The sequence below is a fragment of the Runella sp. MFBS21 genome (assembly GCF_029433105.1).
Taxonomy (GTDB): Bacteria; Bacteroidota; Bacteroidia; order Cytophagales; family Spirosomataceae; genus Runella.
Window position 1 is genome coordinate 101,424 of sequence record NZ_JARNTW010000013.1, and the last position, 15,844, is coordinate 117,267.

General features: G+C 42.4%; 15 protein-coding genes. 14 read left to right on the forward strand and 1 reads right to left on the reverse strand.

Annotated elements, in window-relative coordinates; genetic code table 11:
* Positions 1-6 precede the first annotated feature (6 nt).
* From P1X15_RS21710 to P1X15_RS21740, 7 genes are all read left to right on the forward strand, one after another.
* Entirely contained in the window at positions 7-783 is a 777-nt protein-coding gene (locus P1X15_RS21710; protein WP_277340239.1) for a glycoside hydrolase family 16 protein, read from the forward strand.
* A gap of 1 nt (position 784) precedes the next feature.
* On the forward strand, positions 785-1,666 hold the full coding sequence (locus P1X15_RS21715) for an RluA family pseudouridine synthase (RefSeq protein WP_277340241.1): 882 nt from the start codon (positions 785-787) through the stop codon (positions 1,664-1,666).
* Between the two features lie 276 nt (positions 1,667-1,942).
* Entirely contained in the window at positions 1,943-2,353 is a 411-nt protein-coding gene (locus P1X15_RS21720) for a DUF1801 domain-containing protein (protein ID WP_277340242.1), read from the forward strand.
* A 32-nt stretch (positions 2,354-2,385) separates the two neighbouring features.
* Positions 2,386-3,390, forward strand: a complete 1,005-nt coding sequence (locus P1X15_RS21725) for a 4-hydroxyproline epimerase (protein WP_277340244.1) — start codon at positions 2,386-2,388, stop codon at positions 3,388-3,390.
* 26 nt (positions 3,391-3,416) lie between these two features.
* A complete protein-coding gene (locus tag P1X15_RS21730; RefSeq protein ID WP_277340245.1) occupies positions 3,417-4,403 on the forward strand; it encodes an HNH endonuclease in 987 nt (328 codons plus the stop codon).
* Positions 4,400-4,687 (forward strand): hypothetical protein, encoded by a 288-nt coding sequence (locus P1X15_RS21735; RefSeq protein WP_277340246.1) that lies wholly within the window; start codon positions 4,400-4,402, stop codon positions 4,685-4,687. Before P1X15_RS21730 ends, P1X15_RS21735 begins: the two co-directional genes overlap by 4 nt.
* A 475-nt stretch (positions 4,688-5,162) precedes the next feature.
* Positions 5,163-6,164, forward strand: a complete 1,002-nt coding sequence (locus P1X15_RS21740) for an IS110 family transposase (RefSeq protein WP_277340247.1) — start codon at positions 5,163-5,165, stop codon at positions 6,162-6,164.
* Between the two features lie 317 nt (positions 6,165-6,481).
* Here P1X15_RS21740 and P1X15_RS21745 read toward each other — a convergent pair whose 3' ends face one another.
* Positions 6,482-7,159 carry a hypothetical protein gene (locus P1X15_RS21745; RefSeq protein WP_277340248.1) on the reverse strand — a complete coding sequence of 226 codons (678 nt, stop codon included), beginning with the start codon at positions 7,157-7,159 and terminating at the stop codon, positions 6,482-6,484.
* Positions 7,160-7,533: 374 nt separating this feature from the next.
* Here P1X15_RS21745 and P1X15_RS21750 point away from each other — a divergent pair, with 374 nt between their 5' ends.
* The 7 genes from P1X15_RS21750 (at position 7,534) to P1X15_RS21780 (ending at position 15,816) form a co-directional block, all read left to right on the forward strand.
* Positions 7,534-8,982 (forward strand): ATP-binding protein, encoded by a 1,449-nt coding sequence (locus P1X15_RS21750; protein ID WP_277340249.1) that lies wholly within the window; start codon positions 7,534-7,536, stop codon positions 8,980-8,982.
* Positions 8,983-9,085: 103 nt separating this feature from the next.
* Positions 9,086-9,844, forward strand: coding sequence for an oxygenase MpaB family protein (locus P1X15_RS21755; RefSeq protein ID WP_277340250.1), 759 nt, complete (start codon positions 9,086-9,088; stop codon positions 9,842-9,844).
* A gap of 141 nt (positions 9,845-9,985) precedes the next feature.
* Positions 9,986-10,681: a DUF1080 domain-containing protein gene (locus P1X15_RS21760; protein WP_277340251.1), complete on the forward strand. Its 696-nt coding sequence runs from the start codon at positions 9,986-9,988 to the stop codon at positions 10,679-10,681.
* A 14-nt stretch (positions 10,682-10,695) separates the two neighbouring features.
* The gene (locus P1X15_RS21765; protein ID WP_277340252.1) at positions 10,696-12,099 is read left to right on the forward strand and encodes a Gfo/Idh/MocA family oxidoreductase; all 1,404 of its coding nucleotides are present in this window, start codon (positions 10,696-10,698) and stop codon (positions 12,097-12,099) included.
* 260 nt (positions 12,100-12,359) lie between these two features.
* Positions 12,360-12,794: a hypothetical protein gene (locus tag P1X15_RS21770; RefSeq protein ID WP_277340253.1), complete on the forward strand. Its 435-nt coding sequence runs from the start codon at positions 12,360-12,362 to the stop codon at positions 12,792-12,794.
* An 86-nt stretch (positions 12,795-12,880) separates the two neighbouring features.
* Entirely contained in the window at positions 12,881-14,071 is a 1,191-nt protein-coding gene (locus P1X15_RS21775; RefSeq protein ID WP_277340254.1) for a TolC family protein, read from the forward strand.
* On the forward strand, positions 14,068-15,816 hold the full coding sequence (locus P1X15_RS21780) for an efflux RND transporter periplasmic adaptor subunit (RefSeq protein ID WP_277340255.1): 1,749 nt from the start codon (positions 14,068-14,070) through the stop codon (positions 15,814-15,816). Before P1X15_RS21775 ends, P1X15_RS21780 begins: the two co-directional genes overlap by 4 nt.
* Positions 15,817-15,844 lie beyond the last annotated feature (28 nt).

Consider the following 15,844-nt stretch of genomic DNA (forward strand, 5'->3'; position numbering starts at 1 on the left):
TACCTTATGAAACACTACCTCTTTGCACTCATTGCTGGCTTGGGGAGCCTTGTAGCAGCTGCTCAACGTCCTGCACAGCCGCCAATGTCGCCCGAACGTTATACGCCCGAAAAGCTGGGCTATCAGTTGTTTTGGGAAGATAATTTTGATGGTGATCGATTAGATGAATCAAAATGGAGTGTGCGTGGGGTAGGGCCACGAGCATTGGGGTATGTATCGGCCGAAACGGTCAAGGTAGAAGATGGAATGCTCAAAATCTACGCCCTTCAGCGAAACGATAGCCTGCTTATCGGAGCCGTAGGAACCCAAGGCAAGCTCATGACTAAATACGGCTATTTTGAATGCCGCGCACAGCTCCAAAAGTCGCCAGGGGTGTGGGCTGCTTTTTGGATTCAATCACCCGATATTTCCAAAGGAGAAGACCCCGCCGTGTATGGAGCGGAGATTGATATTTTTGAATTTTTCAAAAAACTGGGTACCGACATTGTTTCGCACAATGTACACTGGGCCTATGGTCCCAACCAAAAAACCACTCGTGGGATGCAAAGCTACCTGAAAGGAGTGAGCGAAGGATTTCATACCTTTGCGCTGGAGTGGACTCCTGAGAAATACTCGTTTTTTATTGATGGCTATAAGTTTTACGAAGTCACGATGGGTATTTCGCGTATCGAACAATACCTCATTTTGAGCATGGAGCTTCCTTCCGAAAAAAAAGATTTACAGCATACCGTCTATCCTGATGTATTTGTGGTAGACTATGTAAAAGTCTATAAAAAACCTTAGAATGTCTCAAACGTCTATCGTGCTCTCCGTGGCCGAGCCTGCCGAATTAATGGCTTTTTTGTTGGTAAAACTACCCCAAAAAAGCCGTAACAACATCAAAACCTTACTGCGCGACGGGCAAGTATGGGTGGAAGGTAAGGTGCAATCTCAGTACAATTTGCAGCTTCAGGCAGGGCAGCGCGTTGAGATTCGTCGCGAAAAAACCGAACGTGCGCCCGCTTTATCGGGACTCACGATTTTGTTTGAAGATGCGCATCTGATTGTGATTGACAAACCCGAAGGTCTACTCTCCATTTCGACTGGAAAATCGGACGAAAAAACGGCCTATAATCTATTAAGTGCCTACTTAAAACGCCAAAATCCCGCCCACAAGATTTTTATCGTGCATCGCCTCGACCGCGACACTTCGGGCGTGATGGTTTTTGCCAAAAGTGAAAAAGCCAAAGAACGTCTGCAAGCTTCGTGGGAACCTAGTACCAAAGAGCGTACTTATTTGGCGATTGCGGAAGGCAAAGTGAGCGAGCCCCAAGGCACGATTATTTCTTATTTGAAAGAAAGTAAGGCATTTGTTGTATATTCGACCCAAGACCCTACACAAGGACAAAAAGCCGTCACTCATTTTGAGGTTGTTAGTCAAAATCAAGACTTTAGTCTCTTGAAAATCAACCTAGAAACAGGTCGAAAAAATCAGATTCGGGTGCATTTACAAGACTTAGGGCATCCTATTGTGGGAGATAAAAAATATGGCGCAAATTCCAATCCCATTCGGCGGCTAGGTTTGCACGCGTGGATTCTTGGATTTGTACATCCAATAACCAACGAGAAATTGCGTTTTGAAACAAAAGTACCTAGTCATTTTCGGGGACTTTTTCCAACCTTTTAGTTATTATCATCACCTAAATTCCTGTACGACTATGTCAAAAGATAAACCAAGCAAGGAAAAGAAAAAAGAGCCTGAAAAAAATCTAAAAGAAAAACGGGCTGAGAAAAAAGCCAAGAAAGAAGGCAAAAGTAAAGGTATGTAATGCTTATCTGCGATGCTATCTAAACGGCGAAATAATCCTCGGCATACGTGCCGAGGATTATTCATTTTAGGCGGATTTTCGTCGCTTCCCAAATCCTCTTAACTTTGTCTTCTATCTAAAAAAATCCTACTATCATGGCAGAAAACAAAACCCAACCTACCGACAAAAGCGTGGACGCTTTTTTGGAAAGTATCGTACCTCCGCAGCGTCAGGCTGATAGCCGTACCGTGGCCGAAATCATGGAGCGTTTGAGCCAAAGTCCAGCTCGCATGTGGGGTGAGAATATTGTGGGTTTTGGAGATACTCACTACCAATACGCTAGTGGGCGTCAAGGTGATTGGTTTTTGGTGGGTTTTTCGCCCCGCAAACAAAACCTCACCCTCTATCTTACTGGTGGCATTGGGTATTTTGAGGAAGAACTAAAACGCCTTGGTAAGTACAAAACGAGTGCTTACTGTTTGTATATCAATAAGTTGTCGGGAGTAGACCTTGCTGTTTTAGAAGAAATTATTCAAAAAGCACTCCGCCAAGCGGCGCTCAAGTAAATCGTCATCATCAACCCCAATTTATATTTTACGTGTCAGCCAAAACATTTTTTTGCATTGATGCCCATACTTGTGGCAACCCTGTTCGTCTCGTAGCGGGCGGTGGCCCGGTCCTCGAAGGCCGTAATATGAGCGAAAAACGCCAACATTTCTTGCGCGAATACGACTGGATTCGCAAGGGCCTTATGTTTGAGCCACGCGGCCACGACATGATGTCGGGCAGTATCTTGTATCCACCCCATGACCCCCAAAACGACGTAGCGGTGCTATTTATCGAAACCAGCGGTTGTTTGCCCATGTGCGGGCATGGCACCATTGGGACCATTACGATTGCGATTGAGCACGGCCTGATTCAGCCCAAAACGCCCGGTATCGTGCGCATGGAAGCGCCTGCGGGATTGGTACTTATCAGCTATGTACAGGAAGGCAAGAAGGTAAAATCAGTCAAACTCGTTAATGTGCCGTCGTATTTGGCGGCGGAAGGCATCGAAGCTGAGTGCCCCGACCTTGGTACGCTCAAAATGGACGTGGCATATGGGGGTAATTTCTATGCCATAGTGGATGTACAGGAAAACTTCCCTGGCTTGGAGCATTTCAAGGCCGAGCAACTCATCGGTTGGGCGCGGGTGTTGCGTCAGCGCATCAACGAAAAATACAGCTTCGTTCACCCCAACGACCCTACTATCAATGGCCTGAGCCATATCGAATGGACGGGGGCGGTGATTGACCCTACGTCGTCGGCGCGCAATGCCGTTTTTTACGGCGACAAAGCCATCGACCGCTCGCCTTGTGGTACGGGCACCTCTGCCCGTATGGCCCAGTGGGCCGCCAAAGGCAAGCTAAAAAAAGGCGACCGCTTTGTGCATGAAAGCATCATTGGGAGTAAATTTATCGGTACAGTCGAAGACTATGCTAAAGTGGGTGAGTACGATGCTATCATTCCAGGCGTGGAAGGCTGGGCCAAAGTATATGGTCTCAATACCATCACCATCGACCCCGACGACGACCCGTACGCGCATGGTTTTCAGGTGATATAATTAAAGGTTTTTTCAGGAAAAGAATAATGCAAGAAGAAAATCGGATTATTGGCTACTATATCCACGCTTTCGCGAATCTTCGTCGTGATTCAAAAAAAGGGGGTGCCCCTCACAAACCCGTTTTACTTCTTGCCATTATTTATGAATATGAATTAGGCCGAATTAAGGACAATCGTATTTTTATCACGCCTGAGTTAACTCATTCGTTTTCTGTTCTTTGGAATCAACTTGTAACAACGGAGCATGACCAACGTTTTGTATTGCCGTTTTATCATCTTTCGGGCGAAAAAGGTAATTGGTGGCAATTAATCCCTAACGTTGGTTGTGAAATTTGGATTGAAAACCCTGGTTCCATGCGGAGTTTTGGCAATTTGAGTGCTGCCGTCGCTTATGCTGAAATTGACCCAAATTTGGCCTCGTTACTTTTAAATAAAGAAAGTAGAGACGTTTTAAAACAAATGGTCTTAAAAACGTACTTTCCTCAAAAGTCTATGCAGTCAATTGAAAACCAGAAAGATGACTATTTAGATGATTTAAAAAACGAAGTTTTTGAACCTTCAGTGGAATACAAAACTAAACTACTGAACCTCAAAAAGCGTCTTGACCCCGAAACATATCAAATCGAAGTCTATAACCGAGGTGCGATTTTTAGACGCGAAGTAATTAAGATTTACGACGAAACTTGTTGTGTATCAGGGCTTCGGGTTTCAGCTTTGTTTGCTATTACGATGGTGGACGCTTGTCATATTGTGCCTTTTTCAAAAGATTTTGATAACTCATTAAGTAACGGTGTTGCGCTCTGCCCAAACCTTCATCGTGCTTTTGACAGAGGCTTAATTTCAGTAAATGACAACTACGAAGTAATACTTTCCAAATCCTTCAAAGAAAATGCCCAAAGTGAGTACAGTTTTTCAAAAATTGAAGGAAAAACAATTGCTTTGCCTTCTGACAAGGATTTTTGGCCGTCATTGGCTAATTTTGAATGGCATCGTAAAAATGTGTTTAAGAAATGAGTGACGTAACTATACATCCTTTGAATTGGGAAGGTGATGTAGCTATTGGAAAACAAGGAGATAGCTACATTATGTATCAAGTTTTTGAAAATGGCGAACTCTGGATTTCAGGGCCAAAATGGAAGCAGAAAAAGGACAAAAACGGTCAACTAATTATTCATCCAAATAGAATTTCAAAGCTTGGCACAAAAGAATATGCCACTTTAATAGCAGAAAATATAAATAAACTGCTTAATTCTGAGCCATTTACTAGCTTATACGCTAAAAGGACAAAGAAGGAGTAAAGCTTTTTTTCTTAAAGTATTTTCATTCGCTCCCCAAGTCTTAGCTGGTTTGTCTTTAGCCTAAAAGCCTTTGTCGCCAACCTCTGAAATATGCGTTTTTAACATAACACATTCTCCAAAACGATTCCAGACGCTTACAGCGTGACAAATTAACGTCCCTTATACCCACCCCTACGGAGCTTTATGGGTGGGAAATTACTTTTTTCTACCGCACGGGCCTTTAGATTTACACCGTTGTGCGATTCGAAGATAGTCGTGTAACTTAAAGCCCTCACAGATTGTGAGAAACCAACCGCGCGGCGGACCGTCCCGGTGGGTCACCTTAGCGCACGGGCCAGGTAAAACCTATGGGCCGATTGAAGCCCCACCGGGTTCTTAATTTTTAACCTCAAATAGAAATGCGGGTTCGTGACCCATTAGTAAGGTGATGAGGAAACTTAAGTGTTGGTTACCACTTTTTTAATCAGTCAAAGGTATGAATTTTACCCATTTCATTGGTATTGATGTCTCTAAAGACACGCTGGATTTTGCCGTCGTCCTGGCCAATAAAGTCTTGTTTCATCAACAGGTGAGCAATGACAAAAAAGGCATCACTCAATTTCTAAAAGAACTTCGAAAACAAACTAAAGCCAACTTAACTGATTGTCTGTTTTGCCTGGAGTTTACCGGTATTTATAATAACCCGTTATTAAATGCCCTCTACCAGAAAACTTCGATTTGGGTTGAACGAGCAGCTCACATTAAAGATAGTCTGGGCTTATGCCGGGGAAAAACAGACAAACTTGATTCAAAGCGAATCGCTTTATTTGCCTATAAAAATCGGGAGGATGCCCGTTTATGGGCACCACCACGCCAGATTATCAGCCAGTTAGATCGACTCACAGCTCAACGTGCCCGCTTGACCAAAGCCATTAAATTGCTAAAAACACCACTCACTAACACTGCAGGCTTCATTAGTAAAGAAGACCGGAAAGCAAATAGCCAAGCCTGTGATCATTCTCTAAAAGCGCTCAAAGCGGATTTGAAAAGCACTGATAAATCAATCGCGGCAGTCATCGAAAGTGACCCTGAATTGAAACATCTTTTTGAGCGAGTCACTTCAATTAAAGGCATTAGCCAGACTACGGCAGTTGAAGTGATCATCACCACCAACGAGTTCAAAAGCATTACAGACCCTAAAAAATACGCTTGTTATGCTGGCGTGGTTCCCTTTGAACATAGTTCGGGGAAGCGCAAAGGGAAACCTAAAGTGAGTCAGATGGCGAATAAGAAAGTTAAATCCTTGCTGCATTTAGCGGCCTTATCGGCCATCCAACATTGTCAAGAACTGAAGGCTTATTACGACCGAAAAGTCTTGGAGGGCAAGAACAAAATGCTCGTGATTAACAACGTTCGCAATAAGCTGGTGCTTCGAATATTCGCTTGCGTTCGAGATGACCGAAATTATGACGAAAACTATAAACATGCGCTTGCATAGATCATAGAAATCGGCCCCGCAATATTACGCCCCTCTGGGGCTGTTTGAGCTTGTTTATGTTTGGCTAAAAGCCTTTATCTCTAACCTCTCTAAGATGCGTTTTTAACGTCTGACGCTTTCCCCAAAAACGATTTCAGACGCTTGCAGCGTGACAAAAGAAAAAATCATATTTCGATGAAAAACAATCCTAATATCACTTCTTTAGAAGACATTTTAGACATAAAATGCGGCTCTCTTGGTACTGAGGCACAAGAATTTGCTTATTACACCTATTACTACTCCACTTCCCTAGCAAAAAAACTTTGCCTTTGCTGAGCTTATCGATAATGATTGATGTAGATTTTGTGGACTTTTCCTTCTTTAAAATGCAACTGTATTTCGTCCATTTGCTTAGGACCCGTGGGATAAGTAAAATACCATTGGGGAGAGCGAGTCATACCAAGATCATAGGGAGTGGCTAAGTTTTTGGTGAGGAGCGAAATACGTTCAAATTTATTAGAATAGGAGTTTAATTGCCTGATATTTACCAGTTTTTGATACAATACGCTGACATGATCTCCCATTCTTACCGATGATTTTTCTTTTGAGTTGGTCGGCCATTGATTGAGTTTTGTACCACTATTGAGATAAATTGCTTTTACGGTTTGGCCTTCTATCGTTATCTGTACGCCCGAATCGGTCCCTTGTTTTTGGTCTAACAAAATGTATTGATACAAAGGAAGGCGCTCTTGGAGCTGTCCCAAATCTGAATAGGTATTACTAACGATGTTTAAGAACGCCACTCCTTTAAGAGACTGAAGGGCTTGGATTTTGCTATAGGCATCGGCGGCATTTTCGTCAATATTGATTCCTAAATAGCTACCTGTTTCGACACTATCACGGGTGACTTGATAAGGGATCGGATCAATGATAATTTCTGGTTGTACTGTTGAATCCAACTTACAGCTGCTCATCCCTACGCTTATCGCGATGATTCCGATAAGAATTTTTTTCATAAAAATAGAAAGGTTGATTTTAGTAGAGAGACGCAACTGATGGTATAAAAGGTTGTAAGAAGTATGTTAAAAAATGGAGGGTAAAATGAGTACCCTAAAAAAATGCAAAAACGTGTGAACCTAATTATTTTTTATCTTACTTTGTGTTTAAAAGTACTTTTTTGTTTTATAATGAAGTTCAACAAACCCAGTCTTATTGATGTCATCGTTATAGTACTTAAACAATGAACAACTCAAAACTGGCGGGTTCGCTCGTAACTTTGATACAATAGATAGAAATAAATGAGTAAGAGTACATATAACTACATAAAATGTTATAATAAGTAGTTTGAAAAATGTTTATTTAGGGTAAATTTGTAAAAATAAATAATTTTATGGACAATATAAGCCTTATTCCTGTCGAAAAAATAATAGAACGGTTACGTTATGAAAACCCTTGGTGGGTAAACAGACATATACCAGAAGTGTATAGTTCTATGGCAGAACGGTTATATTTTAGGTTGTTTTATCCTTACGTTATAGAAAAAAATGTGCGTAGAGCATTAGTACTTATGGGGCCAAGACGTGTAGGCAAAACGGTAATGTTATTCCATAGCATAAAACAATTATTGGCGGAAAATGTAAATCCACAAAAAATATTCTTTGTGGGTATAGACAACCCTATCTATGTCCATTTAAGTTTAGAAGATATTTTAGCCCTCTGCAAAAAAGCACTTAACCAAATCAACTTGAACGGCTGCTACGTTTTTTTTGATGAAATACAATACCTTAAAGATTGGGAACGTCACCTCAAGGTTTTGGTGGATTCTTATCCCGAGACTAAATTTATTGTTTCAGGTTCAGCTGCTGCGGCCTTGAAATGGCACAGTACCGAAAGTGGGGCGGGCAGATTCACCGATTTTATGTTGCCACCGCTTACTTTTCAAGAGTACATTCATCTCAAAAATATGAATCACCTCCTTTATGAGGGAAATATTTGGTATGGCGAAAGACAAATGCCTTATTGTCTTACACACGATATAAAAGTACTCAATAAAGAATTTGTGCATTATTTGAATTTTGGCGGTTATCCAGAAGTGGTTCTATCTGAAAGAATACAAAGTGATATGGGCAGGTACGTCAAAAATGACATTGTGGACAAGGTACTTTTGAGGGATTTACCAAGTTTATATGGTATAAAAGATGTTCAAGAGTTAAATCGTTTTTTTACTTACATTGCTTACAACACAGCCAACGAGTTTTCGTATGAAATAATGAGCAGAGAAAGTGGAATACAGAAAGACACACTGAAAAAATACTTGGAATACTTAGAAGCAGCATTCCTTATAAAAGTATTGAACAAAGTGGACGTTAACGCCAAAAGACTGAAAAGAGTTACGAGCTTTAAAGTATATCTAACGAATCCATCCTTACGTACAGCTTTATTTTCCCCTATTTCTGAAACAGACAGTGAAATGGGAAATATGGTAGAAACAGGGGTGTTATCACAATGGATGCACCGTGAAAAGTTGGATTTAACTTATGCCCGTTGGAAAGAAGGTAGAAGCGAAGGTGAGGTAGATTTGGTTTTGGTAGATGATAAACAATATAAACCAGTGTGGGGGGTAGAAATAAAATGGAGCAACCGATATTTTGAAAAGCCAAACGAGTTGAAAAGTTTAATTCAATTTTGTAAAGCTAATAATTTTCAAAATGCCGTAGTAACTTCAATTGATCAAACAGGAGTAAAGAAATTAGACACTCTTACGTTTTCATTTTTACCTGTTTCTGTTTATAGTTACAACATTGGCGACATAACCTTGAAAATGAAAAATAACAATTAACGGCTGAGATAAGTCGTAAAAATAACGGAGCATCAGTCATAGGCGAATTCTGCTTTCTCTTTGTATGGATTGTAGAAATGAAATTAAAACCTCTTGTATCAAAATGGAATACTTTGTAGCTCCTGATTCTGTTGTAAGAAAAATCTGGGGAAAGTCCGATACCATTCTGTTTATTTTTGCGGGTGCTTCTGCCGAATTTGCCCTGAATAAGGCTGTCGATTGGTTGTATTTTACGGGCAAGCTACCATCTGACCCCCTAGGTCGTTTGTTTTCGACGGTGGCTTATGCCCGCCAAATTGTTTTTTCAGAATATCATCAAGCCCTTTTTGCCATTGACAAAATCGCCTCTATCCATCAGGCAGTGGAGCAAAGTCGTGCAGCCCAAATTCCCGATTGGGCTTATCGTGATGTTCTTTTTATGTTGATAGATTACTCCATTAGGTCCTATGAATTGCTAGAACGAACACTAACTGCCAAGGAAAAAGAAGAAGTCTTTGAGGTATTTTATCGGGTAGGGGCTAGGATGGGAATCAGAGGATTGCCCACCCATTTTCAAATGTGGGAGCAAATGCGGGCGGAGCATCTTCAAGAAAATTTATTAGCAAGCCATTTTACTACCGATCTTTATCAACAATACAAAAAGCATCTAGGCTTATTTCGGTTTTTGCTTCTTAAGCAAGCACAGATTTTGGTAGTACCTTCAAGGGTGAATGCACTTCTGGGGTTGGGTAAAGTCCCTTTTTTTGCCCCTGTGGTGAGTTGTTATCAATTTTTACGTTTGCTAAAAGTCGAAAATTATCTCAAAGATGTGATTTTGCCCCAAGCATACAAGCCGCAAATTATGGCTTTGGATAAGGTATGACTCCAGATTAATGAAGATTCTCACGGTATCTGTGGGTAAGAAATCCACCTTTGAGACTTCTTATGAGTAGTCTCAAAGGCTTATGTCCTTGATATGACCTTTCAAGCAGCAAACCAAATTCAATGCTAATTCGATATATGTATGAAAATTAGATTTTTATTAGTGTCTTTATCGTTTTTGGTGTCAGTGGCTCAAGCTCAGACCGAAAGCGATAATACTTTGTCTAAAAAAGAAAAAGCCGAAGGATGGAAACTCCTCTGGGACGGCAAAACCAGCAATGGTTGGAAAAGTACCAAAGGCGATAATTTCCCCGATAAAGGTTGGAGTGTAGATGGAGGCGCGCTAAAAGTCCTGAAAAGTGCGCGTGGTGGTGATATTATTACGACCACTAAATACAAAAACTTCGTTTTGAAAGTAGATTTCAAACTGACCGAAGGTGCAAATAGCGGTATTAAGTACTTTGTAGATCCATCAGGAATTGGATGCGAGTTTCAGGTACTTGACGATGAAAAGCATCCCGATGCCAAAGCTGGCGTAGAAGGCAATCGTACCTTAGGCTCACTTTATGATTTGATTGCGGCGGCTCCCAATAAGCCTTATAAAAATGGTGAATTCAATACCGCAATGGTTGTAGTCAACAACAACAAGGTAGAGCATTGGCTCAATGGCGTCAAAATTGTGGAATATGAGCGCAACAATCAGATGTGGCGCGCTTTGGTCAACTATAGCAAATACAAAAAATATGCTGACTTTGGCAATGCTGCCGAAGCCCCTATTTTATTGCAAGACCACGGAGACGAAGTTTGGTTTAAAAACCTCAAAATATTAGCAAAATAACAATTATCTATACCATGGCAACCAGAAGGGATTTTATAAAAAAAACAGGTTTGGCGGGCACAGGGCTCGCGTTTTCACAACTTAGTCCGGGGATTATTACCAACAAAAAAGCTGAAAAAGTAAAATTGGCTTGTATCGGTATTGGGTTCCGAGGAGGGGAGATTATCAAGGAGTTAGACAAAACTGGCCTGGCCGAGATTGTGGCTTTGTGCGATATTGATATGGGTGCAAAGCATACGCAAGAGATTGCGGCCAAATTCCCCAATGCAAGACAATTCCAAGATTTTCGGAAGATGTTTGACAGCATGGGCAACCAAATTGAGGCGGTGTCTATCGGGATTCCTGATTTCGCCCACTTCGTAGTGGCTATGCACGCAATGGCATTGGGAAAACACGTCTATGTCGAAAAACCAATGGCGCGTACTTTTCATGAGTCAGAGTTGATGATGAAAGCGGCCAAAAAATACCCAAAAGTGGTGACCCAAATGGGAAATCAAGGTCACTCGGAGGCCAACTATTTCCAGTTTAAAGCGTGGAAAGAAGCGGGTATCATCAAAGATGTGACCAAAATCACCGCTCATATGAACTCGGCGCGTAGATGGCACGGTTGGGATACCAACATCAGCAGATATCCCGAAGCACAGCCTATTCCTGCTACCTTAGATTGGAATACTTGGCACCTGAATACCATGTATCATGATTTCAACGAAAAATACCACTACGGCAACTGGCGCTGCTGGTATGACTTTGGAATGGGTGCGCTCGGTGACTGGGGCGCGCATATTTTGGATACCGCGCACCAATTCCTCGACCTTGGCTTGCCTACCGAGGTCAACGCGCTTAAATTGGAAGGGCATAATGACTACTTTTTCCCGATGTCTTCTACGTTGTTGTTCCGTTTCCCTGAGCGAAAAGGAATGCCCGCAGTGGATGTTACTTGGTATGATGGCGTCAACAATCAGCCTCCATTGCCAGAAGGCTATGGCTTGTCGGAATTAGATCCCAATATTCCGGTGGCAGCGGGTCAAAAAGTAAAAGAGGCCAAATTGAATCCTGGTAAGATTATTTATTCAAAAGATCTTATTTTCAAAGGTGGTTCTCACGGAAGTACTTTGAGCATTATCCCCAAAGAAAAAGCGTTGGCTATGCAATCTAAACTTCCGGTAGTGCCTCAAAGCCCTTCGAATCACTTCAAAAACTTCTTGTTGGCATGCCAAGGCGAAGAAAAAACACGCTCGCCATTCGAAATCGCAGGGCCATTATGTCAGGTGTTTTCGCTAGGAGTGCTTGCCCAACGGATGAATACCAAACTGTTGTTTGACCGTAATACCAAGACCATCACCAACAATGCTTTTGCCAATGCATGGCTTACAGGATTGCCTCCGCGTAAAGGATGGGAAGATTATTATAAAGTATAAGGTCTATAACTGGGTTAAGCTTTACTCGTTTTGATAAAGCTTAACTCCATGTTTCACCTCGGGTTATTTTAGTTTATCCATAAAAAACCTTCCGAATTTAGCTTTCTAAGAAGCTGACCGGAAGGTTTTCTTTTTATCCAACAATGTCAACGATTTTTAGGATAAGACAAACAATTTGTAATTTAAAACTAAATAAAAACTTTCCTGAAACCCTGTTGCATAGGTTTTTACTTTAAATTTGGGGCATACTCATATAGGTGATGCTAAAAAAGTATTTTCAACGGACTCTCACACTCTTGCTCGCTACCTTCATATTGGTGATTGGTAGGGGGTATGGCTCGTTGACACATACATGTGAGCAGCATGGGGAGCATTTGCACCTCATGGTCAATACCCAAAGCCAGGCTTGTGAGCATGAAGAGCATGAACATTCGCACCAAACCGAAGAAGGTTATGCTCAGAATGAACACGATACAGCTGATGTGCAGTTTGTTTTTATTCATGCAGAGACCATCGCCAAAAACCAACCTGAGTTTTTGGCCCCTTACATGGGCTTTGCTACTCCCCAATACACTTTTTTAATACTAGCTTTAAGAACTACTCTTACTTCGGTAGTATCTCATTTTGAACCCCCTTCCTCTCCACGACCGTCTGGGCGGCAGCTTCTGGCTTGGGTGCAGTCATTTTTGATTTAGACCATTGAAATCACGGGCAATTGATACAGACCGCAAACGCTTGCTGTCTGGTATAATCTATCCTATCCTTTCATTTCAATGTTGCTATGAAAAAAATCCTTTTCATGGGCGTGCTATTGAGCTGCTTATCGGCTCATGCACAGCAGCTTCTTACCGAAACTGAAGCTGTAGAAACCGCCCTCAAAAATAGTCCTTCCCTCAAAGCAGGGGCTTTGAATGTCCGTCAAAATGAGCAATTGGTTCGTTCGGCGCGCAATATCCCCAACCCTGATGTGACCTTCGATAGCCCTACGGGCGATTTCTATACTTTGGGTGTACAACAAACGTTACGGTTTCCGACGGTTTATAAACATCAAGCACAACTTCAAAGTCAGCAAATTGGCTTGGCTCAAAAAGAACAGGCTATTACCCAAAATGACCTCAAATGGCGGGTAAAGTCGATTTACTTGATGATTCAGGCGGCGCAAGCGAATCGAGCGCAAATAGCCGCCCAAGATAGTGTGTACGAGCAGATAAGGCAGGCTGCCAAGCGTCAATTTGAGGCAGGAACTATCGACAAACTAGCTTTGACTTTTGCCGAGATGCAAGCTGCTGAGGTACGCAATGCGCTGACCGAAGCTACTCAACAACTAACGACTGCCAAAGCTCAGTTGACAATCTTGATGCAAGGAAACACTAAGGCAGAAGCTGTGGCGACAGAATTTAATGTTTCGCCATTGGCTAGTATGCCAGTGAGGGCTTCTTTGTCTAGTGATTTTACCCAAAATCCACTTGTCCAAGCGGCTGAGCAAGTGGAAGTAATCAATCAAAAAGCCATTGATGTAGAGCGAGCCAATGCCCTGCCAGGTTTTATGGTGGGCTATTATAATCAAGGAACAAAAGAAAGCAATTTGGGGCTGCGCTGGCGCGCAGGCATGAGTATTCCGCTGTGGGCGGGGCAGTACAAAAGTCGCATCTCAGCTGCTCAAACAGGTTATGAAATAGCCAAACAGCGTACTGAAGCCCAAAAAGTAGCACTTGCTACCGACTTACAAGCCGCCGAAGGCGAATTGATTCGCTATCGAAATACACTCACTTATTTTCAGACCGTAGCGATTGGACAGGCGGAAGAGTTGATTTCGACGGCTCGTCGCTTATTTGAGAGTGGACAGACGGATTATATAGGTTTTCTAAGAACTACCAATGATGCCTATAACATCAAATTGCGCTACTTAGAAACGTTGCGCTCTTATCACCAAACTCTACTGACCGTCAATTATTTAACAGGAAATTTATGAAAAATATACAAATAAGCCCCCAACCCCACAAGGGCTTTTTAAAAAAGTTATTGTTGTTATGCTCTCTTTGGGGAATAGGGAGCTTTGCTTTTGCACAGCACGTACATGCAGATGGTACTGTGCACGACGACCACGACCACGGAGGACACGAACCCGCTGCCGAACAAATCAAAATGAAGAAGTCGGAGGCCGCTTCTGAGCGTTACGAACTGGTCTTAAAATATGAACATCTACATGCCAATGAAGACGGGAAATTGACCCTTTATGTGGCTGACCCGCTCACTAATCGCCCCATTAGTAATGCCAAGATTGCTATTGCCGCTTCGTTGGATTCGAAGGCTACTTTTGAGGTAAAGCCCAAAGAAGCAGGGATATACGAAATTACTTCTAAGTTTAGCAGAGAGCGAAGATTTACATTGACTGTCAAAATAGACGGTATCAATGGGCCAGATTTGATACTATTGAAAGATGTGCTAGTAGGCCATGACGAATCCGAGCACTCCCATGAACACGAAAGTGCAGCTATGAGCTGGTATCAAAACCCATATATATTAGGGATTGCAGGGGTATTGGTGGGAATGGTATTAATGTTTTTTTTAATGCGGATTCGCAACAAAAAGCTCTTGATGATTTTGTGGGTAAGTGGTTTGCTATTGCCTACGGCGCGTTATCAGCCTAGCCAAGCCCAAGACGATGGTCATGATCATGGAGGAAAAAAAGCCACCACTGTGATGACCGATGAGTTTGAAGTACCCAAAGAAACACAGTTTTTGTTTGAGGTTTTGACGGCTCAGGTAGAAACGGGCGATTTCCGCGAGACAACGCAGCTCTACGGAACGGTGATTCCGGCTTCTACAGGTATGGCTGTGGTACAAACACCGCAGGTGGGGCGCATCGTGTCGCTCAATGCGCGTGTAGGGCAACGCGTCAGTAAGGGACAGACCTTGGCGGTTTTAGAACAAAATATCGATGCTAGTACGCAAGTGAGCTTACAAGCCGAGCGCAACAACCTCGAAGCCGAACTTTCGGTAGCTCAAAAAGAGTACGAGCGTTTGAAAAAAATCGAAGACATCGCGGCCAAACGAGAAGTGGCAGAAGCCGAAGCACGGCTAAAAAAAGCCCAAGAGAATCTCAAGGTTTTTAACAACATCGCTCAAAGCGGAAAAGGTAGTAGCCGTTTAATCGCCCTTACGGCTCCCATTACGGGTGTGGTGGCTCCTTTTGTGGTGGCTATCGGTTCTACCGTAGGCTTGGGCGAAACGCTCTTTACCGTTACCAATCTCAGCAAAGTATATGTAGAAGCGCAGGTGTTTGAACAAGACGCCGAAAAAGTTCGCGCTGGCGCAGGCTTTGAAGTAGTATGTCAACGAGATTTTGAGAAACACCAGACCAGCAGAGTACGTTTGCTTTCGTCAGCACAAATGGTCAATGCCAACCAATCACAAAAGGTGTTGTTTGAGGTAGAAAACCCTGACGGGGATTTCAAAATTGGAGAATATGTTACGGTGAGAGTACAGGGAGGAAAAGAGTCAAAAACCTTGGCTTTGCCCAATGCGGCACTTAATCAAATCAATGGAAAACCCTGTGTTTTTATCAAAGAAGCTCCCGAACAATTTCGGGTGGCGTATGTGGCTACAGGCCATAACAACGGTACAGCTACGACCATTTTACATGGTTTAGAATCAGGAGAAAAGGTGGTGGTGTCTTCTGCGTATCAGTTGAAAATGATTTTCTTAAATCAGTAAAAAAGGCCCGTTTATTTCAGAAGTATCT